Below are 24,850 nucleotides of genomic sequence, written 5' to 3' on the forward strand. Positions count from 1 at the left end.
GCGGGCCGAGCGCAGCGTAAGCGCCTCGTCCCCTGCATTGAAGCGGCTGGTGAAAGAAGCGGGAGAGCCAGGGCGTCAGGAGTTCCGGCCGCTCTTGAGGACCTTGTAGTAGTCGCCGGATCCGAGCTCGAGCCGGAATACCATGCCATGCTCCTTGCGAAGGGCCGAGACTGTTCCCGAGACTGGCTCGCGCAGGAACCGCTGCAGCGGCGGATCGCTCTTCAGAATGAGAGGTTCATCGACCAGGCGCTTGGGATTGTGGTCACGCACCGGATCCCAAGTGAGCATGCCTCCCCAGGCGAAGATTTCGCTTGGATCAAGCGCTCCCGGCCCGTTTGGGTTGGCTCCCTCGTCTCGGTAGTAGGCGAGTAGTCGCTTGCCGGTGTCATCATGGGTGAACGGTATCTGCGGGTCGCTGTCGCCTGCGGTGAGGATGCTGTCGATGACATCGCCCATGCGGTGCGGGTTGGCGCCGTAGTAGGCGGTCACGCGCATCGAGCACTTGATTTTGTAGCTGTCGCTGCCGTCCTGGAAGAACGCCTGCTTGCGCAGACCCGTTTGGCAGGTGTCCTGCACCGCGACCAGTCCGAGGCTCAGGCGGGTGTGGTCCGCGTAGGCCTGAACGACCTTCCGGAGTTTCTGCTCAGCTTGCTGCCGGGCCTCGACCGCTGGAGGGCTGCCGGCCAGTGTCCGGGCCTCCTTCGGGCTGACGGCGCGATCTCCGGACGAACACGCGGTCAGCGCGAGCAGCAGAAGGACGGCGACGCCGCCTTTCGCCTTGTTTTTCATCGGGCCTCTCATCGCTGGGGGCTACCTCCAAAGGGTTCCGCAGGGGCTACTGTCCAGCAGACCTTTGGGGCAGGGCATGAGTACGGGTACTCATGCAGGTCCGGGGCAGCCCTCACGGGCTGCCCCGGAATGATCACTAGAGCTCGTTACAAGCCCATGCCGGACATGGTCCGCTCCAGAGAGTTCGCGTACAGTCGCGCGCCCCCGATCTTCGGGTGAAACGACTGGGCCGACAGGCCGAAGTTCCTGAGCCATGGCCAGTCATTGCTGGGATCGTCGGACTGCACGAGGGTCTTGACGATGCCGTGCACCTGTTCCGGGTTACCGCACACGCCCTTGCCCGCGAAGTCGCTCGTCGGATCGGAGAACCATACGTTCGCGCCCTGCTTGTTGGCGTCGTCGGCAGCGCCCTGCATCGCCGTCGCCAGCGTGCCGGCGGTCGCGTTGAGCCAGTCCGCGGAATCCGAGGACAGGCCGATGGTTCCGATGCTCAGACAGGAGCCTTTGTCGGAGAGCAACGGCGGGTACCCCATGAGGACAATCTTCGCAAACGGCGCCTTGCCGTGAATCTGGAGCAATGTCTTGGTGATGTCCGGGCGGACAATCTCGTTGATTATGCCCGGAATCGCGGTCTCCAGTTTCTGGCCAACGAACTTCGCGTCCCGGCCGCCGATCTCCTTGTCCTTGTCTCCTTCGTCGAACGTTTTTTCCTTGCAGTTGCCGCTTCCGAAGGAGACCAGGCATTTCTGGAAGATGTTGGAGAACCGGGAGTCGTTGCCGCCGATGGATATCGTGACCAGGCTGGTGTTGTGGTCCAGATATCCCTTGTCGATCTGCGGCATCTCTCGGCTGTTGTCCTGCGTCACACCTTGTTGCAGCACGTTGTAGGTGCGCGCACCCGAGCAGGCGATCAGGTGGTAGTCCATGCTGGGGTCCAGCGAGTCGTCCAGCTGACCGATCGACTTCGACGCACCGGGCATCGTGGCCTGACGCGACCATGCCTGGGTGGACCGGTGGCAGGCGTTGCGAGCTGTGTCGTCCAGCTTGCTGCGGTAGTTGGTCTCCGGGTAGTAGTCCCGGTCGCCCTCGGATGCGCCCTCGCCGGAGGAGTAGGAGTCGCCCATCGCGACGACCGCGTTCTTCGGCTTGCCCGGTAGCGGCTGGAATGCGACGGATCCCCAGGCGATGTCCTCGTCGGCCGTACCGTCATCGGTGACGTTGGACAGCACGACCATCGGCCGTCCCGTGAAGTGGAATGCGCCCAGGCTCACCCAGCGTCCCGCACGCTGCTGCACGGACCTATCGGGGCTCGTGCTGTCGTTGTTGAGGACGTGGTACTTGGCCTGTCTCGTCTGCGCTCCGGTGTCGGGCAGATGCACCAGGACACGTGCCCAGCTGAGATCCTGCCCGAGGGTCCAGACGCCGTTGATGGCCATAGGGCCGCCGTCACCGCCGAGGTGGTCCGCGTTGCGGGTCTGGGCGTACCAGTAGTGGCCGCCGTATCCGCCGCCGATTTGGTGCAGGTCTTCCTTGCCCTCGTAGTTGCCGTCGGAGTCAGGGAAGAAGCGGAAGCCGAAGGTTCCCGCCGAACTTGTGTTGCCGCAGTCGGACCATGTCGGTGTGCCGTTCGGGACCGAGGCCACGACCTTGGCCCCGGAGGGGGCTCCGGTGCAGACCGGGGTGCCGTCCTTCAGGCGATGCCCCTGCCCTGGCTCCGAGATCAGCGTCTGGTATTTGATGTTCTCGTGGCCGCAGGTGGTCTTGCACGTGGACTTCCAGGTCGCGTTGGACTGGTTCCACCAGTACTGCTTGTAGCAGTCCTCGTTCGGGCAGTTCGGTGGAACGTTCGGGTCGCAGTTGTTCTTGGTGTTGCAGAACGTGTCCAGCGGCGGGGAGACATTGCTGCGGTCGCCCTTGGTGATCCACCAGGCGGGCTGGAAGCCTGCCGAGTTGAAACCGGATTCGCCGGGCCAGTCTTGCTTGCCGTCGGTGCCGTAGGAGAAGCCGGTGTCCATGGACCAGGCAGCCCAGCCCATCACCTTCTCCTCGTAGGGCCAGTCCTGCGGATGGGCGGCGTCCTTGTTCGCGGTCGGGCCGTCCACGTCGGTATCCATGAACGGATGGCCCCAGCTCTTCTTGTAGAAGGGGTTGGCCGGGTTGTTGTACCAGCCCAGGCCCCAGTGGCCGGTGTTCTTGCCCGCGTCGGCGGACGGGTTGAAGCCGAGGTTGTAGTTCCACACGGCGGTGAACCAGTTCTCGACCATGGACGGGTCGTCGTCGTTGACGGTGACTGTCTGCCCGGCGGCGTGGACCTCGTTCCATTTGTCGGCCAGGATCTGCATCGCGGCGGCGATGTTCGTGGCGTAGTCGATGGCGATGGCCTTCTGCAGGCCCGGCGACAGGGCCTTCTCCTTGTGCCCGTTGGCGTCCGTCTTCTCGTGGCCGGCCAGGCGCATGCCGTCGGTGACCTGTCCCACGCCGTACCCACAGTCGGACTTGTCCCAGTGGATCTTCCAGTAGGCGTCCGGGTCGTTCTGCACGGCCTTGCGGCCGTAGTAGCCGTCCATCGCGGCGAGCGGGTTGCCCATCTGGCCGGGGATCGAACCGCCCTCGGCCTGCCACAGGTTGGACTCCTGCGCCATGATGCCGAGCAGCACGTTCGCCGGAATGCGTCCCTTGCCGTCACCGCCCGCCAGTTTCGGCACCGGGAACAGGCCCTGGGGGTCGATCGTGCCCAGTCCGGTCTGGCTGCGGTAGCCGCCCTGCCGCAGGTACTGGGAGTGCAGCTGGCCGCGTACGGCCATGTCGACGGCCCACTCGACCTGGTTCGGTGTCGGCTGCAGCGCCTGTGCGTCGACGTCGTTGCGGGAGATGGCGCAGATGCGGTCGGTGTCCCGCGGGTCCAGCGCCGTGGTGGGGTCGTTGACCCGAGCCACCGAGGATCCCTTGCTCCTGCGGCCGGCGATGGGGAGAGCGGGGCTGGGGTTCTTCCCGCTCGGTGCCGTCGTGTCCGCGATGGACTGGGTGATCTTCTCACCGGTGGCGGTGGCCGTGCTGGTGACGGTCACGGGCTGGTCCGCGGCCACGGTCTGGGGGGTCGGCCTGGTGTCCTGCGGGGCGGGCTCGTTCCTGGTGAACCCCTTGCCCGCGGTCTTGATGTGCGCCAGACCCGCGCGGATGCCCGGCGTGAGGACCGGTTCGACGGCGAGGCGTCCGAGCGTGGAGATGTCCATGTTGGCCGGGGCGTTGATGCGGGTGATGCCGGTGTCCCGCACCTTGGGGGCTCCCCTGGGATGACCGGTGAGGAAGACCCGGCCCGCCTCGCCCGGCATCAGGTCGAGGTCGCCCAGCTTCCCGGAGGCGACGAGGGCCGGCCTGTCGTGCCCGGACCACACCTTCGCTTGCGAGGTCTTCGTGTCCTTGCGATCGACGAAGGCGATCTTCCCGTCCTGCGCGGGCCGGATATCGAACGGGACACTGTCCCCGGTGGCGAGGTCCTTCACCTTGCCCGCGCGGTCGATGTGCACCAGGTTGTGGCCGCGCGCGGCCACCGCCCCGTCCTCGACCGGAACGGCGCTGGTGATCTCACCCTTCAACGCCGCCCTGCCCAGCGGTTTCCCGGCCGCGTCGACGGTCACTACACGGGTCTTCGTCCGGGACGGGTCGTTCATATCCCGGAAGGCAGTGAACGCGGCCGTGTGCGTCCGGCTGTTGCAGGACGGGTCGAAATAGGCCAGGGACACCGTGAACGGCAGCTTCGTCACGTGCCCCGTGGCGGTGTCGACGATGGCGGCGAACGCGCCGCCCTGCATCAGGTCAGGCTTGTTCGTGAAGGCGCGCGGCGCGTACACGGCCGCGACACGACCGCGGTCCATCATGCACTGATTGCCGATCCACGAATCGGCCGTGAAACCCGGCTCGGACAGGGCGGCGGCCGTCTTCCACACGTACGCCTGGCTGCTGTCAGCGGTCAGGATCTTGAAGCCGTCGGCGTCGGCCGCCCCGGTCACCACTCGGTCCGTGGAGGTGTTCCAGCCGGCGCCGAGCTTCTTGCCCGGATCCGTCACGCGGCCGGGAGGGACCGGCGTGACCTGTGCGTTGTTGCCGTGGCCGGGGCTGGGTGTCGGCGCGGCAGTAGCGGGTGCTGCCTGCAGCAGGCCGCCGGTCAAGGCCGCGCAGGCTGCCAGGGCAGCTATAGGCAGGTGTGCTCTTTTTATGCGCCTCAAGAGAGCGCTTCCCCGTTTCTGGTTGAGAGGATCCCCTGCCTGGTCGGGGCAGGGATCGGCCGCCCACCCCCGGCGAGAGGACCGGAGGGTGGGCGCGAGTGCGAAGAGAGTTGGCCGGCGATGGAGGCGGCAACAGCGCGGCCGGCGGACCCGGTCTTCTCCAGCCGGGTCCGCCGGCCCTGGAAGCGTGGTGGCAATGGCCAAGTAGGCGTCCATGCCAGTACTGGAGAACGAGCCGACCGCGGACTCGGGAGAGTCGCTGAACTTTGGTGGGCGGAGGCGCCGTCGGTGCCGGCCCCATGGGCGTAGGCGCGCATCAGCGCATGCGTTTCACATTGGGGCCAGTCAGGCGACGGCAGGCCCCGCCCCAGGCCGACTCAGCAAACAGCTCGCGCGAGCAGGGCATCCTGGATGGCGGTCGGTCGGGAAGAGAGCCGAGGTCGGGGTTCTCTAGGCCTTGTACTCGTTCCGCTCGATGCTCTCGATGGTGATGTGCGGATGCACGGGAGGCGTGTGACCGGGGTCGCTTACCGTCAGCTGCATGGGCCACGAGGTCCCCGGATACAGGCCTACGACTTCCGCCGATTCGCTGACTGTTGCGTCGAAACCTCCCGGCCCCGCAATCCGAAGGCGGAACCGATAGAAAGCACGCTTGGTACCACTGTTGACCACCTCGACAGGGACCGTCAGCGCATCTCCGTCCCGCCTAGCCGTGTACACGGTCAGGTCTCCTTGTCGGATGACCGGAGTTCCGAAGTGCTCACTGCCCTTGGCGATACCGGGCACCGGGGACGGCGTGATGGTCACCCCAGGCGGTGCCGCCCGCCTGCGCTCTCTTTCCGCCTTCTGCCTGGCCGCCTCCACCCTGTCAGGACTTGGGGTGGCAGTGGCCGAAGAGGTGGCGGAAACCGGCGTTGAGGGCCGGGCGGCTGAAGTATCTGGGCCATGGCTCGCCGATTCGTGCCCGCACGCAGCGGTCATCGCTCCGGCAACGATGAGCAGGGCAAGGAACCGGCGAGTTACCGGCGTACGTACGGGCATGAGATGCACCTAGGAGATGGAGAGGGACGGGTGACGGTCAGTCGCAGCCATAGACGGTCGTCTGCCGGTCGATGATCGCAACATTGCCCTCCCACATCAGGGCGTTCACCATGGCGCAGCCGGGATCGAAGTCGCCCTCGACCTTGACCGGACCCGCGTAGTCAGAGAACCAGCCTTCATCGACCTTGCATGTGCTCCCGCACAGCTTCAGCTTCATGTGCTTCTTGACGCCGAGGTTGTTGTCGAACACGGCGCATGCCCCGTTCGCCCCGCGCGCCGGCCCCCACTTGACGTACGTGAAGAGGGTGCCGAACCGGCGGGAGTCCGGAAGCTGGTTTGCCAGAGCCAGCTTGTATCCGCTTCCGCACAGCAGGCCGCCGGCTTGTACCGCGGCGGGAGCGGCCGCCGCGAGGGCACGCGTCTGCCGATCTGCGCTCGACGACAGCTTCACGCTGGTGCCGGGCACCTTCTCCGGCAATGGCCTTGAGTCCAGCGCCACGGCATGTGGAGCCGCCAGAACAGAAGAGATGAAAGCTACCGATAGAGAAAGAGCAGGCAGCCATTTACGCATGGCGAAGTTCCCCCGTGTAGAAGACACAAGGAGACCAGCCTGTTGCGGCACGTGGTCCCCGTTGCGCTGAGTGTGTTGGTCGTCCGCTCCCGTCCCGCCCGAACCACGCGGGCAGGCAGTTCCCCAACTGACCGGGAGCAGGTCGTCACTCTAAGCCCACCGTCAGCAGGAGCCGCAAGGGCATACGGCTTGATATGGCGAGAAGGTGGCCCTGCCGGACAGTAAGCGGAATCAGGGGGACACGGTGCGCCCTCTACGGTCTACGGCGGAAGCGGAGGTTGTGGGTATGCGCAAACCATGGCAGAAATACGCACCAGCCCGCTTGCAACCTGACTGCAGAACACACCACTGCCGCATCGTCCGCGCTGCCGTGCAGGCGGATCATGCGCATGCAGCCCAGTGTGCCGCAACCTCGGCCTGACCCGGGTGGTCAGGACGCGGGCGACGACAACGATCTGGGCGGGGCGCAGCGGCAGGTGCGGGATGCCCACTCCCCCGGCCCCAAAGGGAGGAGGAGGCAGGGCCGGGTCGGCGGCTGGCCTTCGACCCTGGAGCGGCACGGCGGCCGACGCCCGAGATGGCGGACCGTGGGTGTCCTGCGGGCGGTGCAGTGACGGTGGTCGGGCCCCTCGCCGCCCCCGCTGGTGGCCTCGGTGATATCAGCGGTACGCGACGAACGCAGCCCCACGATCCGCTCATCCGGTCCAGCCTCGCGGGCACGGCCGCACTGGCCGAGGGCGAGATGACCTCACGCTTCGGCAAGCAGGTAGCGGCGATGGAAATGCCTGCCAGAGTGTCCCTTCGATGACCGGGACCCCCAGCCACGATGCGGGATGCCGCAAAGCGGTGCCCATCCGCAAGCGGGGGCTGGCGGTGCAGGTGCCGGGCTTGGCCATCACGCTGCTCGGCCAGGTCGCCGAGCACGCGGTCAGCGTAGAGAAAGCACTGGTCGACCAGGGCTTCGTGACGGCCATAGAGCCAAACGGCCCCACGCTCGGAAGCGATGTGGAGATCGTCGAGCGAAACCAACAGTGCAAGCGACGCCGAGCTGACCGACCAGATCACTGACATTCACACCCGCTCGCGCGGCATCTATGGAGCCCCCCGCGCGCAGCCGTGCTCAAAGGTTCTCAATTCGGTCGCCGCCAGGTCGCCCGGCTGTTGCGGACCTCCGGACCGCTGGGCCGGCATAGCCGGCCACGGCCCTCGATTCGCGGGCCTCCTCACGGCCCGACCTGATCATCCGCGAGTTCGAGCCCGATCCCGCCGGGCTCGGTGCCCGATGGTGCGGCGACATCATCCACGTCAGCGGATCGCTCCCGGCTGATCCACCCGCCCTGCCCGGACGCCCGGCTCAACGGACGAGACCCTCTCCTGGAAGGACTACCGCGACCTGCTCCAGACCCGCGCACCACTACTTGGCGGCCCGATCGTGCTCCTTTGCAGCGACCTGGACACCCACCAAACGGCCAGGATGTGCCGCTACATCGCCGAACGGGACCGCTCACCGTCTGCCGACTCCCGTCCCACGCACCGGCCACGCGGTCGAGGGCATCTGGCCGGGGCTGCGGCCCGCCAGTACCGTCAACCGCACGTTCGCCGACCCGCAAGCCCTGATCACCGCCATCCGGCGGGCTTACGCCAGTTCCAGTACCGCCGCGACGTCATCTACGGCAGTCTCACCGGCGCCGAAGTGACACCCGCCCCACCATGACAACATCGCGCATTCAAGGGCGGCAGGGGTTTTCTAGACACCGAAACGATCACATCAAGACAACCTGCTCCACGATCCATGGCTGCGCCTGCTTCCGCTTCACAGAAAATTCGCAGATCTGGCCCGGGTTCACCTGCTCGAGGACCCAGCGGCTGAACTTCCGCCTACAGGTCGGCCCTCGCCACGCTGTCATTTCCGGTTCTGCATTTTGATGAAGCAGTGCCTAGAGTTGCCGGACGTCCGGCGCCGTGGATCCCAAAGGTGATCGGTGCAGGTGTGTACAACTCCGCGGGGAGTTCAGCACAGCGTTAGGCCTCGACCTTCCTGTGCGACTTGTGACGGCAGGCGGTTATGGGGGCTGCGGCTAGCCGGCGTTGCCGGTTTAGCGGCGTCGCGATCGTAGATGCGCCCTAGTCGTATGTCTGGAGCAGTCGGTGACTGAACGTCGACCCCGCTAACAGCAACACGAGAGATACGGTGGCCGCCGTTGAGAGCGGCTACTGGGAACGGTAACGGAAGGGATTCTCATGCATAGGACACTTATCTCGGCAGGTCTCGGTGTGTCTGCCTTTGTAGTCGCTGCGCTGATGACAAGTCCGGCTTCAGCTGCAGTCAACGTAACGTCCTTTGACGTCAACTTTCCAGGAAAGAAGCCTCCGACGATGTATCACGTGGACAACAGCACAGCGGTGAAGGGAGGAGCTATATCGGCTAAGTCAATGACATATTGGCAGATTCTAGACGACCAAGTCATTGACACCTCCAAGCGGTTCACCAGCTTCAAGATCACCACACGTCTGGAAGAGCGCCTCACCAAGACCAGCGAGGACCACGTCGTCACCTCCAAGACATGCGACTTGACCAACCTTGTCAATGACAATTACACGTGGCTGCAGGACGAGCCAGCCAACAACTGCGTCGCCCCGTCGTCGACTTATGATGGTGAGGTCTGGTGGTCGTCGGACTCTACAGTCGTCTATGACGTAGAAGGAGATGGACGCGGTCCCATAACACAGCAACTGATGGGCTCTCCGCTAGTACATGGCTGACCTTCGTCGTGCGGTCGGTGCCGGAGACTACTGTGGCACCCTCGTGTTCAGCAGTTACGCCACAGAGCGAAGCAGCTGCTAGGGGGACCCCTACCCGAATCACCGTAATAGGTCAGCCGTTGGTGAAGATCTCCTCGTTCGTTTCAAAGAGGTGCTCGTCCGCAGGAAGATCTGGGAAGTATTCGGATTCGATCTCACCGGTCATCAGCGACAACAAGAATGAAGTGCAGGGGCCCTGGTGTCGCTCCCATTCGGGGCCGCGGCCCTCGTTGATCAGGATGGGCCAGTTTTCGGGCTTCTGACCGGGTGTGGACAGCAGGTAGAGCACTTCGCCGCCCTCGTCTTCGTAGGCCCAGGGGATGAGCCGGGCACCTTCTTGTTCCAGCTCCTCGGGGCGTGCCTCGCCCCGCTCCCACAATTGTTGCAGGGACTCGCGGCACTGGGTGTCCATGGCGAGCAGGTCGTAGCGCGGGCGGGGGCAGCCGGGTTCCAGCAGCCAGACACTCTCGTCGAAGAGGCCGCCGCCGTAGGTGTCCACCAGTTCCTTGTAGTCGTCGGGCAGCTGGGTGCCCAGTTGCCCCTCGATGGCGTCCCAGTCCTTGGGTGCCGTTTCAGGTGGCGGGGCCAGTTCGGTGATGCGGGTGAGCGACGGGTTCATCAGCGTTCCTCGGGTCGGGGTTCATTCAGGATAGTGACGGCGTTGGTGGAGGTGCTCGAGCCCAGGGGGGTGAACTGGAATCCTCGGTTCCCGTGGGCCTCGAGCGTTACGCCGACGGGTACCACGTCGCTGGGGTGGTTGGTTCGGTAGATCGGTGTGACGTGGTAGGTGATGGTTTCGCCGGCGTCCACCGCTGCGCGTACGTCGTTCTCGACCTGTCGCATGACAGGGCTGTTGGCGTAGGCGTGCATGGCGACGAAGTTTCGGGGGTCGCGGTTGGATCCGCCGAGCTGGGCGCCCAGCAGGTGTCCCTTGTTCCAGGCCCCGCCACGTTGGTAGCCGGGCACGTTGACCCGGGGGCGGGTTTTGCCGCCCATCATGTCGGGCTCCAATGTGGCGCGGATGCCGGTCGCCCGGTTGCCGGGGCCGAGAGGGCCGTAGTGGACACGGCCGCCCCAGGTGACTTCCTGTTCGTTGCACCTGGCCAGTCCGAGCGGGTCGATCTCGGATTGTGGGTTGGTCACATAGGTGAGCGGGTTGGGCGCGGGGGCCAGGCCGAGCGGGTCGGGACTGGTGTAGCGGGCGGTCTCGGGGTCGTAGTGGCGGAAGTAGTTGTAGTGCAGGCTGGTTTCGGGGTCGGCGTACTGGCCCGGGAAGCGCAGTGGGGTGTAGGCGGTGGCGTCGGTGTTCCAGGCGGTGGTGCCCCAGGCGGTGGTGCGCGTGTGCCAAGCCACCGTGTCCTCGTCGACCAGGTCGGTTGGTGTTCCGACCAGGTCTGTGACGATCGCGAAGAAGCGGGCGTCGGTCTCGTCGGGTGAGAGCTGCTTGCGTTCGTACTGGGCCAGCGGCCGGTAGCCGTCGTAGTCCCAGGTGAGTGTGGTGCCGGTGGCGGTGTCGTGTTGCTCGGCGAGTCGGGTGCCGTCCCAGCTGAAGAGCGTTTCCTCGACGGGAGTGATGCCGTCGTCGGCAGTACGGTGCTTGGCGGTGCGCCGTCCCAGGGCGTCGTAGCGGTAGTGCCATACGTTGCCGTCAGGCGTGGTGCAGGAGGTGAGCCGGTTCTCCTCGTCCCACGAGTAGCGCCAGGTGTCAGGCTTGCGAGACAGCCGCTTGCGGCTGCGTTCGATGAGGCGGCCGGCGCTGTCGTAGCGGTAGCTGAGGCGCCCCGCGGACTGTATCCGGGTTCCCTCGAGGAGGCGGCTTCCAGCCGCGGCGGAGGGTGCGGAGCCAGCGGTCCAGGTTGCGGTGGCCTGGTTGCCTGCTCGGTCGTAGCGGTAGGTCTCGATGGTGCCGCGTCGCGTGGTGACGCCCAGGGGGCGCCCCAGGGGGTCGAGCTCGTAGCTGAGCTGACGGCCGGTGGCGTGATCGGTGACGGAGGTGAGGTGGCCGTCGGGTCGGTAGGTGAATTCCTTCTCGTGGGGCCGGTTCCTGGCCAGGGTGAGAGTCTGGCCGGTCATCCGGCCTATCGCGTCCCAATCCGAGGTGAGGGATGCCTGCTCGCCCCAGGTCCGTCGGGTTTCCCGGCCCAGCAGGTCATAGTCGAAGGCAAGTCGGTGGGCGTCCTGGACGGTCAGGGAGGTGCAGTTGCCAGCCGAGTCCCAGAACGATTCGGTGATGGCTCCGGTGGGTGTCGTGCGTGTGGTGCGCCGTCCGACGGCGTCGTAGCGGTAGCGCGTAGTGCGGCCGTCGACAGTCTCGGCCAGCGTCCGTCCGGCGGGGTCGTATTCGAGGCTGACCTGTGACGTTGCGGAGGTAGCGGTAGCCAGGCGTCCGGCGCGGTCGTAGGTGTATTCGGTGCGTGCGCCGTTGGCTTCCTTGGCTCGCAGGTCTCCGACCGCGTCGTATTCGAAGGCAAAGGTGGCGCCTGCGGGGGTGTGGCGGGCCGTGAGCTGACCGGCGGCGTCATAGCTGCTGGTAGTGGTGCGGTCGTCGAAGTCCGTCTCGGCGACCAGAGCCCCTCGCTCGTCGTAGTGGTAGCTCCAGGTGAGTCCCGCCGGGTCGGTGACGGTGGTCAGGCGCATCTCGGTGTCGTGGGCGAAGGTGTAGACGGCGCCGTCCGGGGTGGTGCGCGTGTGCAGCAGATCGAATGGGCCGTAGGTGAACTCGTTGCGGCCGCCGACCTGGTCGGTGTGAGAGAGGCAGTTGTTCTCACCGTCCCAGGTCCAGCTCTCACGGGCGCCGTCGGCGGCTACTCGCTCCAGAAGGCGGCTTTCCGAGTCCCAGACCAGACGCGTCGTGGCTCCGAGGGCGTCGGTAAGGAGGGTGGGGCGGCCAAAGCTGTCGCGTTGGCAGGTGGTGCGGGCTCCGCGGCTGTCTTCGACGGCGGTGAGCAGTCCGGCGTGGTCTGCTTCCATGTGTACCTGGGCGCCGAGCGCGTCGGTCAATGTGGCCGGGGCGCCTGTGGGGTGTTGGGTGAAGCGGGTGATCGCACCGTCTGGGCCGTGGACGGCGGTGCGATTGCCTCGGGCGTCGAATTCCTGCCGAATTCGTGTGCCGTCCGGCCCTGTCCAGTGCGTGGGCAAGTGCAGGTCGTTGTATTCGGTACGGCTGACGGTGCCGTCCGGGGACGTGGTGCTTACCAGGTCGCCCGAGTCGTTCCACTCCCAGTGAGTGGTGCGGCCCAGTGCGTCCGTGCGGGAGAGAAGATGGTCGTGGTGGTCCCATTCCTGGGAAACAGTTGCCCCGAGTGGGTCCGTGACGGAAATGACCTGACCTTTGCGGTTGGCGCGGTAGACAGTCGCGTGGCCCAGGGCGTCGGTGTAGGTGGTCCTGGTGACGCCGTGGTCGTCCGGGCCGGTGTAGGCAAGGTTGGAGTTGAGGATGCCGTCAGTGCCGTGGGTAGCCGTCACCCGGCCTTGCACGTCGTATTCGTAGGCGAAGGCCGTGCCGTTGGAGTCGCGCCATCCGGTGACGCGGTGGGAGTTGTCGTAGGTCAGGTGGAGAGGGGCGTCGACTGCGTTGCGTACCTCCACCAGGTCCGTGCCTGTGCCGTCATAGGCGAAGACGCGCATGGTGACAGGACGATCGTCGGTCGGAATGTGTAGGGCGGTGACTCGGCGCTGCCCGCCAAGGGTGTCGGCGGTGACGTCAACGTGGTAGCCGCCAGTGTGGGTGACGGCGAGCGGGGTGCCGTCCTCGCCGCGATCGATGCTGATGGTGTTGTGGTTTCGGTCCTCAAGGGCCGTGAGCCACCAGATGCTCTGGCTGGCGGCGGGCTCGAAGTGGCGCAGGAGACCGGTGTAAGGGTCGGCCACCGTCAGCACGTAGGAGGTGTCGCGGGTGATGTATGTCAGAGGCAGGGGGAAACCCGCGGCCGGCTGGACACGGTCGCCGGGCAGGTCGGGGCGGCGGGGGTAGACCAGGATGGAGCCATCTTCGCGGTACCACCACAGTCCGCCGAGTTCATGGTTCTCTTCGATGCGTTCATCGAGGGTGGAGGCCCAGGACGGTCCGAAGAACCGTCCTGCCTCGTAACCCGTCAGGTGGGTGCGCCGCAGCGTCAGCGGCAGCACTCCTGGCATGTCAGCATCGGTGTAGGCCAGCATCATCTGGCCACTGGCCATGTCGATCGGATCGCCGCACCACTCCCTGCTGTTGAGAGCGTGCGCCTGCTTGGACAGCCGGGACGAGTTGATCTTCAGACCGTCGCCCCTCTTGAGCCCGGACGCGAGGATGCCTCCCGGTCCCCTCGAATCTGCACCTGTCTCTGCCCTGTTGAGATGGACGTTCTTGACTTTGTTGCTGATATCGATGTCGGTGTGCTTGTGGAGTAGCGAGGTGGCCCGCACCCGTTCAGGGACGGTGTCGGTTATGTGTGTGGCGATCTTCTTCAGGGCCTTCTCAGAGCCCTTGAGCGCACCGTGCAGCACGCTGTCGAAGAGCCTGGTGAATGGGTCGCGGCCCTTGCTCCGTCCGAACGCGCCCCGAGCCCTCCGCAGCGGCGAACCCGCTGCCAGATGCATCTCGCTACCGTGCTTGGAGACCCTTCCCGCGCCGTTCTCGAGCTCGACATGGTCGATCCTGGTGATGGTTCCGGCGCCAATGCTGGAGCCGCCCGCGTCGCCGGCTGAGGCCAGGTGCATTCCTCCGTGGCCGCCGGCCTTGCCGGCGTGCCCACCGCTGCTGTGCGCCGGCGGCATGGAGAATGCGCCGTCGACCAGGTCGAGGACCATGTCCTGAACCATCGCCTCCAGCTTGGCATCGACCGGCTCGGTGACCTTGGCAATCACCTCGTCGACGATCCGGTCCACTGCCGCATCGAGGATTCGCTTGACCGCTTGTCTCATCGCCGCGATCTCGGCCGCGCCGAGCACCGCCGACAGACCGCCTGTCACCCAGGCAAGCCCGATCGACAACCCCACCGACGCCGCCATGGCCGCCAGTTCGGCCTCGGCCTTGGTCTTCATCCAGAAGATGATCTCAGCGAGCGCATCGCACGCATCTGCGAACAGACGTGCCAGTTCTGGAAGTTTCTCCAGGTGGCTGGCCTTCACCTGGTTCCAGTGCTTCTCCATCGCATCGACGGCCCAGCCCTGAGAGGAGGCCAGGATCCGGGACACTGCCTTGTGCGCGTCCGCGCCATGGCCCTCGAACTTGTCCGCGAAGTCCCTCATGGCCTCAGCCATGTCGCGGTAGTCGTCCTCGTCCACGTTGGGGAACTTGATGCCGATGAAGTCCAGGACCTCATCGAGCCAGCCCGGAATCGTGTAACCCATCCCCCGTACCCCTCCCCCGTACGCACTCCCAGCCCACGGGCACAGCCACCAACATCGCGATCATGAACCCTAGCCTCGCGCTTTCACGAAGTGGGCTGTCCGAGGCTTGATCAAAAACGCGGGAAGTGCTCCTGACCTGCAACGATAGGACTTGCTGAGGGTCCTGTTGGCTGCGAGGAAAGAAGCACTTCCCAGGTGAAGAAGCGTATCGGGTCCTACCCGCATGTCCGTGTCGAGGGCGGCGGCAGGGGGGTGGTCTCCCAGGCCGGGTCCGTGCTGCTGATGGAGACGGTCCGCAAGACCGGCCTTGATCAGGCGATATCCGCCGCGCTCGCCCCGTGGCGCAAGCCGCGGGCCGTTCACGACCCGGGGAAGGTCCTCTTGGATGTCACGCTCGCGGTCGCGCTGGGCGGGAACTGCCTGGCCGATGGGGACATGTTGCGGGCGGAGCCGGCCGTGTTCGGGCCAGTGGCCTCCGATCCGACGGTCTCCCGCCTGGTCGGCCAGCTGGCCGCAGAAGGGAAGCGGGTTCTGACCGCGCTGCGCACGGCCCGGGCCGAAGCACGCGAACACGTCTGGAAGTTGGCCGGTGACGCGGCGCCGGACGCGGACGGGCGGGTGATCGTGGACATCGACGGGGTGCTCGTGCTGGCGCACTCCGAGAAGGAGGACGCCGCCGCGACCTGGAAGAAGACCTTCGGCCACCACCCGCTGATGGGGTTCGTCGACCACGGCCGGGGCGGGTCCGGCGAGCCGGTCGTGGGCCTGCTGCGGCCCGGCAACGCGGGCTCCAACACCGCCGCCGACCACATCGAGGCCACGACGCTGGCCCTGGCCCAGCTGCCGAAACGCCTCCGGCGGGGACGGCAGACCTTGATCCGTACCGACTCCGGCGGCGGCACCCACGAGTTCGTCGCCTGGCTCGCCAAGCGCGGGCGATGGCTGTCGTATTCGGTGGGCATGACCATCACCGACGCCATCCACCAAGCCGTCCTGAAGGTCCCCGCCTCGGCCTGGATGCCAGCCGTCGAACCCGACGGCGACATCCGCGACGGCGCCTGGGTCGCCGAACTCGCCGGCGACTGCCTGACGGGCTGGCCGAAGGGGCTACGGCTGATCGTGCGAAAGGAACGACCGCACCCCGGCGCGCAATTGCGCTTCACCGACGCCGACGGCATGCGGCTGACCTGCTTCGCCACCAACACAGCGGGCGAGGCGATCGCCGCCCTCGAACTGCGCCACCGGCAGCGGGCCCGGGCCGAGGACCGCATCCGCGCCGCCCGCGCCACCGGCCTGCGCAACCTCCCCCTCCACGACACTGCACAGAACCAGATCTGGCTGGAGATCATCCAGATGGCGCTCGACCTGCTTGCCTGGATGCCCCTGCTCGCGTTGACCGGCAAAGCCCGACTCTGGGAACCCCGCCGACTGCGGCTTCGGCTGTTCTCCACCGCCGCCCAGCTCATCACCACCGGCCGCCGCTGCTACCTCCGCCTCGCGGCGCACTGGCCCTGGACCGACGTGATCACCGATGCCCTGGACCGGCTCCACGCTCTCCCGAACCCCGGCTGACCAGCACCTTCCCGTCCCTACGAACAGCACCACCCCACCGGAGCCGTGGAACCCGGCGCACACCCGGCACGACAGCCGGGCCATCAGCCTGCCCACAGGCAGAAATCTCCGCCCCGAATGAGCAGAAAGGGTCAGTCAGCAAGCTGACGGACCCTCATGCAAGATCGAGGCTAGTAGACGGCGCCGCCGGCGAACGCGGATGGAATCCAAGCCAGCCACGCCGGTGTCGCGGAGAAGGTGCCGGTTGGGATTCGCAGAAGATGACGCACCGGCACCCCGCAGGCCACGGCACCATGGACTCATTGCCGGGTGAGCTGCTCGACCAACCGGATAACTGCTGAGCCAGCTATCTGCCGTAGCGCCGGCGCGTTGTTGGCGTCGGCTGCAGGGTTCCGGGCATGGTTGCTGGCGCCCTAAGGCTTGTCCCGTAACAATCTTGGGTTGGTGTTCAGGCTGCTGACGCCCCTACGCGGGGGTCGGTGACGGGCAAGCTGATGAAAGATCACGAACAGGGGACGGCGTCGAGGTCAATCGCCTGATCGACCGCCAAGATCCGCGGGCAGCGCCGCGTAGATGTACTCGCTGCCCCAGCGGTCCCCGTCGAGGTCGTTCTCGACCAGGTGCGCCTCCCGGCGCATCCTGAGGCGCTCACAGACCCGCACAGACCCAGTGTTCTCCACATCCAGCCGTGCGTAGAGCCGGTGCACGCCCAGCGCGTCGAAGGCAAACTCGGCCAGCGCCGTGGCCGCCTCGGTCGCGTAGCCGTGCCCCTGGTGACCTGGGTGGACAGTCCAGCCGATCTCGGCCTGGGCGGCGCGGGCATCGGCCAGGGCGAGGCTCACCTCGCCCAGGACGCCGGGCTCATCGCGTCGGCAGACAGCGAGCGACAGCTTGTCCCCGTCGGCGCGCCAGGCCGTCTGCGCCGCGCGCTCGGCGGCAACCTGCTCGCTGCGCTCACGCGTGTGCACCGGCCGGTACAAGTAGCGGGCCACGCTCGGCAGGCTCTGGTAGGCGTACAGGCCGTCGGCGTCGCCAGGAGTGAACAGACGCAGCGACAACCGGGCCGTGGACAACGGCAGCAGCGAGGCGACGTCCATGCGGACCTCCGGGACACGGATGTGGATCAAGTTGCGCACTGATTTTCGCATCACGACTGCCCGGCAGCCACGCCTTTTCAAGAGCAGCGCTCGGCAGCCGCACTTCACCACGAGACGCGGCATTCCAGGAGTTGTCTACTGACCCACACTCCTAAGGCTTGTCCTGTAACTACTGTAATCTCGAGGTCGATGCGTGCGGTAAGCGGCAACGAGATCCGCCCCGCTATCGGGCGAGGGCGAGGTTGTACAGGCGTGCGATGCCGAGCATGGCGTGGTGTACTCCATCGCCCTTGAGGCGGCAGTCGCGAAGGATCTTCCAGGTCTTCATGTGGCGAAGACGTGCTCGACGCGGGCCCGGACTTGCTTGTGTGAGCGGTTGTGTTCTTCCTTCCAAGCGGGGAGCTCTTCGCCTTTGCGTCGGCGGTGCGGCATCACAAGCCCGGTGCCGAGATAGCCGCCGTCGGCGATCGTGGTCGCCTGCCCAACGGCGGCCTTCGCTCCGGACTCAGCCCATGCCTTGCAGTCGTTGCGGTTGCCCCGGAGCGGTCGGCCGATCATCACGACCAGGCGGGTGTCAGCGTCGACGACGACCTGATGATTGGTGGAGTACCGATAGTTCTTGGACTGCTCGGCCACCGTGTGGTCGCGGGTGGGCACCAGGGTGCCGTCCACGGTGAGCACGGTGCCCTTGCGGAACCGCTTGCGGGGCTGAAGCGCCAGCAGCGGACCAAGCTGGTCGACTATGCGGTCCGCAGCGGACTTCGAGAAGCCGAACAAGGGGGCGAGCTGGCGCAGTGTCAAGTTCGTGCGCCAATAGGCCGTGACCAGCAGGACGCGGTCGTCCAGCGGCAGGCCCCACGGTCGGCCCGTCCGGCCTCTGTCGGCGCCCTCGCGGCCAAGTGCGGTCACCAACTTGGCGAAGCAGCGCGGGTTCAGTCCGGTGAAGGGAGAAATCCAGGACGGCTCCGAGGCCGTGATCACAGCAGCCACGCCTTGATGATGTCACCGCGTCTGCACGGTCCATGCGGAGCTTAACGGCGGGCCACAGTGGGAAGGGCAGCCTCGTGACGGACCTGGGAGATCTGGAACTGGTGCACCGCCTGGCCGATGAGGCGGATGCCATCGCCCGACGTTACTTCTCGAGCGCCACCATCGAATCCCGGGCCAAGAGCGACGGCAGCCCTGTCACTGATGCCGACAGGGAGATCGAAATCGTCCTTCGCTCCTTGATCCGCCAGCAGTATCCCGGCGACGCGTTCATCGGTGAGGAGTTCGGCGCCCATGGACACGGCAGACGGCGCTGGATCATCGACGCCATCGACGGCACCGCGAGCTTCCTCGCCGGCGAACCGGAGTGGAGCACACTGATCGCCCTGGAGGAGGACAGCCGCATCACCCTGGGCATGGTCTCCGCCCCTGCCCTGGGCCGTCGGTGGTGGGCCAGGCCAGACTCGGGCTCCTGGACAGGGCCATGCCCCTCCAACCCGGACGCACCGGCACACCGGTTGGCCCTCACCGAAGGCGGAAGTGCCCAGAACGCAGCCATCGGCATCTGGCCACCTCCGTCCAGACTGAACCAGCAGGAACGCGCCGCGGCCGCAAGACTCGCCCGGGGCGTCACGCAGGTCCGGCCGCTGCTGGACTGGACCACAGCGGATCCCACCGCGCCAGCGCCCCACAAACCGTCCACCGGGTCCGGCACCTGCCATGGCGCCCTTCTCGTCGCGACCGGTCAGCTGGACGCCTTCCTCCTCCTGGGAGCCGGCCTGTGGGACATCGCCCCTCTCATTCCCATCGTCCAAGAAGCGGGCGGCACCTTCAGCGACCTCACCGGCCAGCACCGGACCGACACCGGAGCCGCACTTTTCGCGCGCCCCGGACTCCACCAACAACTCCTGGACATCGCCGTCGCCGACAACTGAGCGAAGCACGCCCCCTGATACATGGCCTCGCCCTGAACAGGGGTTACGGGACAAGCCTTAGACGACGAAGCCGCAACCTGAGCCGGTCTCCCTACCGGAATCACCAAAGGGGTGAAAAAATCCCGAACGTACATGCCTGGGGTGCGCGGAAGGGAGGCGACACCCGACGGGTTCAGGGGTGGCAGGAGCACGCTCGTCAGGGCGGGTGCGGGGGGATGAATGGACAGACAGCAGCGGGCGGACGCGGTGGACCGGGAGATGGCCGTGCGTCTACTTCCCGACGAGGCCGTCGGGGCCCTGGTGCTCTGGTGGAGTCAGAGCGCGGAACGGTACGCGGATGCGACGCCGGGAGCGCACGCCATCGACTACACCCCCAGCCGGTGGGCACAGGTCACCCCGTGGCCTGCCTCGCTCGCACCCACCTCCACCAGCGGTGATGTCCAGGTGAGCCGGGCTGATGTGGCGTTGATCGTCGCGGATGCACTGAAGCGCGAGGCTTTCACCGAGGCCCTGGTCGCCACCTACGTATGGGGGAAGGGCAAGCGTGGCACCCGCGGCGGGAGCGGCCCGGCCACGCTGCAGAACATCCTTGCCCCCGTTGGTCAGGACGCTGTGCTCGGCAAGGCGGTCACCGCGCTGGGCGAGCACGGTTCACAGCATGCCTACGCGGCACTCCACCGGCGGATTGCCGGGCTGGGGCCGTCGTTCTTCACCAAGTTCCTGTACTTCGCCGGCAAGGCGCTGCGTCCTGCACACGGGCCCGGGCCGCTCATCCTCGATCACGTCCTGTCCCAGCGGCTGCGCTCTCTGGCGACCGTGGTCGGCCGGGAAACCGGCTACGACCCCGACGGGGAGGTAGCGGCCTGGGTATGGGCGGACTGGGACTGGTCACCTCACCGCTACGAGGTCTACCTGTCATTCATGCAGGCGGCATCCCGGCAGATGGCAGCCACCAGCGGCTGGCCGTCCGACGCCGAACCTGACCTGCTCGAATGCGCCATGTTCAACACCGACTGGAAGCTGACCCGCTGACCGCACGGCACTGGTCGACACACGGGGGATGCTGTCCTTATTAGGGGTCCCTGCAGAATGATCTTCCTGTGGCATGGTGGAGGTGGAACTGATTCCGTTCCTTTGAGCGTGACCCGTGGCACGGCGGAAGCCGTGGGAGATCAATGACGAACCGTGGGCAGTGATCGAGCCGCTACTGCCGAAGGTGGAGCGTCGGACCCGGCATCCGGGGCGCAAACGGCACCCGGACCGGCTGGTGTTCAGGGCATCCTGTTCGTGCTGTACACCGGGATCGCCTGGGAACATCTTCCGCAGGACTCGGCTTCGGCTCGGCCATGACCTGCTGGCGGCGGTTGGCCGAGTGGACTGAAGCAGGGGTGTGGCCCCGGCTGCACGAGGTCCTGTTCACCCAGCTGCGCGGCGCGAACGCCGTGGACTTCTCCCGGGCGGCGGTCGACGGCTCCCACATCCGGGCGGTAAAAGGGGATCCAAGACCGGACGAAGCCCCGTCGACCGGGGCAGGACGGGCAGCAAGCACCACCCGATCACCGACCCAACCGGCATCCCCCTCGCCGCCACCCTGACCGGCGGCAACCGCAACGACGTCACCCAGCTGATCCCACTCCTCAGGGCCATGCCGCCGGTACGGGGCAACCGCGGCCGGCCCCGGCGCCGCCCTGACGTGGTGCTCGGGGACCATGGCTACGACCACGACAAGTACCGCCGCGCGTCCGGGACCTCGGCGTGAAACCACTGATCGCCCGCCGCGGCACCGAACACGGCTCCGGCCTGAGCACCCAACGCTGGATCGCGGAGCGCGCCTTCGCCCACCTGGACTGGTTCCGCCGCCCACGCATACGCCGGGAGATACGAGACGACATCCACGAAGCCTTCCTCACCTTCGGCTGCGCACTCTTATCTGCTGGCGACGCCTGAACGCGCCCCGCCTGGTTCCGGCCGAGGCCGCTGGTGCAGGATCCTGGGGTCGGGATCCGGCTCCAGGAGGCACCCCATCACCGTGATCACACACGAAGACCCGATTGGCCGGGGCCCCAGCAACTACATGATCCACGCCGACCTGTCGGATCGGCAGGACGGCTGGCGCGAGCAGCTTTGGACCCGGCAGCTCGCGCCTGACCGGTTCGAGGTGGCCTGCCTGCCCTTCTTCACCTACGGCATCTGCTACCGCGACGTGGTGACCATTGACAGCAACCACCTGGTAACAGCCGTGCTGGAGAAGTCCGGCCACCGGACACTTCGGGTCGCTCTGGTCGTCGACCACCCGGATCGGGACCAGTTGCACGAACTCCTGCACGGCAGCGCCGTTCAGACCGGCCTGCCCCACGAATGGCTCCAGGCGACCTACCTCGCGGTCGATCTCCCGCCGGACACGGATCCGACGGCACTCGTGAAGATCCTGGAGGCACCCGCTCGGACCAGCGCTGTCCACTGGGAGATCGACTCCTGAGCCGAAAGCTCATTCCGTTATGAGTTCTGAAGTGCGTCGGGGTGTGTGGCGGGCGCGGGCCGCGACGAGGCAGCAGGACTCGGTGGCGTGGGCGACATCGCTGCTATCCCGGGCTCTCACCTGGAAGGGCTTGTTGGCACCCGCATGGTGGGCGGGCAGATCGTGGCGGATGAATGAGTACAGGTCGGTGTGGATGCGGGCGGCTTCCTGGAGGAGGCGTGCCCAGTCAGGAAGATCGGTGGAGAGGTCGCCGTGTGGGTGTTGTGGGGTGGCGAGGGTGAGCTGGGGCAGTTGGTCAGTGTCGTAGCCGGTCAGGACTCGGATGGCGACAGCTGCAGCGTGTACGGGGTGGGCGATGCGGGTGTGGATGCGCCGAGCCACGATTTCATGGTGTGGGTTGGGCGGGTCGGCGCGCGTGAACCGTGGCAGAGCAATGACGGGCGGCGACTTGCTGGTGGAACGCAGCCGGGTGGAAGAGCGGTGGGCGCTGGAGGAGGCTTCACCGGACTTGCCGGCGGGGTGCCGAGGGCGTGGGGGAAGTTCGTACCAGAACTCGTTGCGATGTCCGGGAAACGGTGCGCGCTGCCACCAGGGGTAGCCCTCGGGAGTGTGTGAGGTGAGGCCTTGATCTGTGGTCAGGTGCTGTCGAGTGTCTTTGAGGGTGCCGATCTGCTGATGGGCGACAGCGCTGAGGACGGTAGCCAGGGCAGCTGGTGGTGGGCCGCTGACGACGAGCGTGAGCCGTATGTGGGTGCGTTCGCGCAGTGCCATGAGGTGTTCGAGGTGGCGGCTCGTGATGCGGTGAGCGCGGCAGATGATGTAGTGGCTGATGTTGAGGGCTTGAGTCCATGCGACCGCTATACGCCAGGATTCGTCGGCGTTGCCGGTCCACCAGGGCAGGTCGCTGTCTGGGGGCGGAAGGTGTTTACCCAGGGCTCGGATGAGGTCGTGAGCCAGGTAGGCCGGCGCAGTTGCCAGGGGTGTGGGGTGGACGGCGATCTGGCCGAGCGCGGGCTGGTGTGCGGCAAGTGCGGATGTGGTGTAGGCGGGCTGGTCGTCGGTGTCGGTGATCAGGGTGATGGGGGGCAGACCGGGGTCGGTGTGACCTGGTGACCAGGTGGGGGTCCATTGGCGGGGGGTCTCGTCTGGTGCGGCGTTGGATGACGATGAAGTCATGAGGTGGGGGCCAGACGGGGTTGGAGGCGGCGCAGGAGGGCGCCGGGGTCTGGAAGGTGGCCGGGGTGGCGGCGCCGGTGGGCTTGGAGCTGGTGGGTCAGGGCGGCCCAGCGGCGGAGGTTGCCGTGGCCCCACATGTCGTCGAGGTGGGCGAGGGTTCGGCTGGGTGCGTTCTGCCACAGGGGGTGGAAGGCAGGCAGCATGGTGAGGACTTCGTCCGGGGCGAGGGGTTCCATGTAGTGCCAGGTGGCGACGCGGCTGAGCAGCGCGCGCTGTGAACGTAGGGCCCTGAGACGGGGCCGGCTGGCGAGCAGCAGGATGGTGACCTGGGGGACAGGATCGTCGTGGAGGTAGCGCAGGTACTCGATGCAGGAGGCGGACAGCTGGTGGGCTTCGTCTATGGCGAGGAGGCGGGGTGGGCGAGCCAGGGCGTGGCGCAGATAGTCGTCGCAAATGCCAGCGTCCTGCGGCGGGTCGCCCGGCAGGTTGAGGGCGTGGTGGAGGCTGTGGCGCAGGTCTTCGGGGCGTGCCTGTGGGCGCGGCAGTAGACGTAGCGCGGGCAGGGTGGGGCGCTGCTCGCACAGGATGTACAGGGTGAAGGTTTTGCCGACTCCCGGGTCAGCGGTTAGGCACATCATGCTCTGCTCGTGCAGCGCGTTGTCGAGGGCGTGGGTGGCTGCCCGCACGGCCTGGGTGGTGACGGGGCGGGCGTCGGGCAGGCTGAGGTAATGGGGCGCGGACGGGGTGCTGTTGAGGGTGGTCATCCGGCGTCCTGCTGGGGGCGGCGGGAGCGGCGGCGGTGAGGCAGGGCGCGGCGGATAGCCCAGCGGGCGATGGCTTCATCGACTTTCTCGAGGCCGCGGCGCTTCATGCCTTCGAGGACGTGGTAGGTGATCTTGGACCAGACGCGGAAGGTTCCGCCGGCGCCTTCTTCGTAGACGTAGTCGATGAGTTCGGGTGAGGCGTCGGCCCAGACGGGGTGGAAGAGGGGGATGTTGCGCTGGACCTCGTCGGCTTCCATGGGGGCGAATTCCTGCCAGATGTAGATGCGGGAGGCGAGGGCGGGTTCGCTGTAGAGGGTTTTGTAGGCCTCTTCGCCGCCGACGAAGAGGACGGCGGGGCGGTTCTTGTTCTTGCCGGTGTCCCACAGGTGGCGGACGAACTCGAAGCATTCGCGGCTGAACTGCTGGGCTTCGTCGCAGACTAGGACGTAGGGCTTGCGGGCGAGGGTTCGCTTGAGCAGGCGGTCGAACTCGCTGGGGTGGGAGGGGGGTTCGCCTTCGAGGCGGAGTTCGGTGAACAGTTCCTGGCGGATGTCGCGGGGGGTGGGGCGGGAGCGGAACTGCAGGAGCAGGACGCGTTCGGCGGAGACTTCCTTCAGGGCGGCCAGGACGGAGAAGGTTTTGCCGAGGCCGGCGTCTCCGTAGATGCAGGACATCGCCCGGGCTTCGATGGTGTCGGCGATGTTCTCGCTGGCTTCGAGGAGGGCTTCGGTGGCGACGATGCGGGCGTCGGCGAGGTTGAGGTAGAAGTCGGGTTCGCCGACGACCTCGTCCTGGTCGGGGCGGGGTGTCGTCTGCGTGGTGTCGGTGTCGGTCACGTCTGTGTCCTTCGTGGTCATCGGGGCGGTGTGGGTGTCGTCAGGTGCGGGGTGGGTGGGCTGGCCGTGGGCTGTGCCGAGCTGCTGGCCGGTGGCGGCGTCGTACACGTCGACGGTGTCGGGGCCGCGGGGTCGGATACGGACGGTGCACTGGGCGTGGGCGGTCATCCAGGTGGCTGTGTAGGGGCGGCCTCGCCAGCGCACCTGCTGGCCGCGGATGATCCGGGTGGCCCGGTTGGAGGGC

Annotated in this window: 15 protein-coding genes and 2 pseudogenes; 7 read left to right on the top strand and 10 right to left on the bottom strand. The window is 66.7% G+C overall.

The features are described from left to right. Positions 1-75: 75 nt before the first annotated feature. From P3H78_RS15855 to P3H78_RS15865, 3 genes are all read right to left on the bottom strand, one after another. The gene (locus tag P3H78_RS15855) at positions 76-789 is read right to left on the bottom strand and encodes a hypothetical protein (RefSeq protein ID WP_276109633.1); all 714 of its coding nucleotides are present in this window, start codon (positions 787-789) and stop codon (positions 76-78) included. Between the two features lie 146 nt (positions 790-935). Then, a complete protein-coding gene (locus P3H78_RS15860; RefSeq protein ID WP_276109634.1) occupies positions 936-4,856 on the bottom strand; it encodes an SGNH/GDSL hydrolase family protein in 3,921 nt (1,306 codons plus the stop codon). Positions 4,857-6,093: 1,237 nt separating this feature from the next. Further along, positions 6,094-6,627, bottom strand: a complete 534-nt coding sequence (locus P3H78_RS15865) for a hypothetical protein (RefSeq protein WP_276109635.1) — start codon at positions 6,625-6,627, stop codon at positions 6,094-6,096. 804 nt (positions 6,628-7,431) lie between these two features. On the opposite strand from P3H78_RS15865, the gene P3H78_RS15870 reads away from it, so the two are divergent. Both P3H78_RS15870 and P3H78_RS15875 read left to right on the top strand, forming a co-directional pair. Further along, the gene (locus P3H78_RS15870; protein ID WP_276109636.1) at positions 7,432-7,695 is read left to right on the top strand and encodes a hypothetical protein; all 264 of its coding nucleotides are present in this window, start codon (positions 7,432-7,434) and stop codon (positions 7,693-7,695) included. 1,317 nt (positions 7,696-9,012) lie between these two features. After that, positions 9,013-9,390 (top strand): hypothetical protein, encoded by a 378-nt coding sequence (locus P3H78_RS15875; RefSeq protein WP_276109637.1) that lies wholly within the window; start codon positions 9,013-9,015, stop codon positions 9,388-9,390. Positions 9,391-9,502: 112 nt separating this feature from the next. Here the strand turns inward: P3H78_RS15875 and P3H78_RS15880 are convergent, their stop codons facing one another. Further along, entirely contained in the window at positions 9,503-10,048 is a 546-nt protein-coding gene (locus P3H78_RS15880) for an SMI1/KNR4 family protein (protein ID WP_276109638.1), read from the bottom strand. Further along, on the bottom strand, positions 10,048-14,760 hold the full coding sequence (locus tag P3H78_RS15885) for an RHS repeat-associated core domain-containing protein (RefSeq protein WP_276109639.1): 4,713 nt from the start codon (positions 14,758-14,760) through the stop codon (positions 10,048-10,050). Before P3H78_RS15885 ends, P3H78_RS15880 begins: the two co-directional genes overlap by 1 nt. A 195-nt stretch (positions 14,761-14,955) precedes the next feature. On the opposite strand from P3H78_RS15885, the gene P3H78_RS15890 reads away from it, so the two are divergent. Continuing rightward, positions 14,956-16,332: an IS1380 family transposase gene (locus P3H78_RS15890; RefSeq protein ID WP_276109640.1), complete on the top strand. Its 1,377-nt coding sequence runs from the start codon at positions 14,956-14,958 to the stop codon at positions 16,330-16,332. A 527-nt stretch (positions 16,333-16,859) separates the two neighbouring features. On the opposite strand, the gene P3H78_RS15895 is transcribed toward P3H78_RS15890, so the two are convergent. Together P3H78_RS15895 and P3H78_RS15900 are read right to left on the bottom strand one after the other, a co-directional pair. Then, a complete protein-coding gene (locus P3H78_RS15895; RefSeq protein WP_276109641.1) occupies positions 16,860-17,429 on the bottom strand; it encodes a GNAT family N-acetyltransferase in 570 nt (189 codons plus the stop codon). Positions 17,430-17,652: 223 nt separating this feature from the next. Continuing rightward, positions 17,653-18,419: pseudogene (locus P3H78_RS15900) on the bottom strand (transposase). Positions 18,420-18,493: 74 nt separating this feature from the next. On the opposite strand from P3H78_RS15900, the gene P3H78_RS15905 reads away from it, so the two are divergent. The 4 genes and pseudogenes from P3H78_RS15905 (at position 18,494) to P3H78_RS15920 (ending at position 21,830) form a co-directional block, all read left to right on the top strand. After that, positions 18,494-19,351 (top strand): inositol monophosphatase family protein, encoded by an 858-nt coding sequence (locus tag P3H78_RS15905; protein WP_276109642.1) that lies wholly within the window; start codon positions 18,494-18,496, stop codon positions 19,349-19,351. Between the two features lie 219 nt (positions 19,352-19,570). Continuing rightward, on the top strand, positions 19,571-20,383 hold the full coding sequence (locus tag P3H78_RS15910) for an 8-oxoguanine DNA glycosylase OGG fold protein (protein ID WP_276109643.1): 813 nt from the start codon (positions 19,571-19,573) through the stop codon (positions 20,381-20,383). 115 nt (positions 20,384-20,498) lie between these two features. After that, positions 20,499-21,303: pseudogene (locus tag P3H78_RS15915) on the top strand (IS5 family transposase); the annotation flags it as partial. 77 nt (positions 21,304-21,380) lie between these two features. Beyond that, positions 21,381-21,830 (top strand): DUF4265 domain-containing protein, encoded by a 450-nt coding sequence (locus P3H78_RS15920; protein WP_276109644.1) that lies wholly within the window; start codon positions 21,381-21,383, stop codon positions 21,828-21,830. Positions 21,831-21,839: 9 nt separating this feature from the next. On the opposite strand, the gene P3H78_RS15925 is transcribed toward P3H78_RS15920, so the two are convergent. Genes P3H78_RS15925 through P3H78_RS15935 form a run of 3 tightly spaced genes read right to left on the bottom strand, consistent with a single transcriptional unit; the run spans position 21,840 to position 24,774 of the window. Further along, positions 21,840-23,006: a hypothetical protein gene (locus P3H78_RS15925; protein WP_276109645.1), complete on the bottom strand. Its 1,167-nt coding sequence runs from the start codon at positions 23,004-23,006 to the stop codon at positions 21,840-21,842. After that, positions 23,003-23,770 carry an AAA family ATPase gene (locus tag P3H78_RS15930; protein WP_276109646.1) on the bottom strand — a complete coding sequence of 256 codons (768 nt, stop codon included), beginning with the start codon at positions 23,768-23,770 and terminating at the stop codon, positions 23,003-23,005. The genes P3H78_RS15925 and P3H78_RS15930 overlap by 4 nt, the downstream gene beginning before the upstream one ends. Continuing rightward, the gene (locus tag P3H78_RS15935) at positions 23,767-24,774 is read right to left on the bottom strand and encodes an AAA family ATPase (RefSeq protein WP_276109647.1); all 1,008 of its coding nucleotides are present in this window, start codon (positions 24,772-24,774) and stop codon (positions 23,767-23,769) included. Before P3H78_RS15935 ends, P3H78_RS15930 begins: the two co-directional genes overlap by 4 nt. Positions 24,775-24,850: the final 76 nt, after the last annotated feature.

This window comes from Streptomyces tropicalis (assembly GCF_029269835.1).
GTDB lineage: Bacteria > Actinomycetota > Actinomycetes > Streptomycetales > Streptomycetaceae > Streptomyces > Streptomyces tropicalis.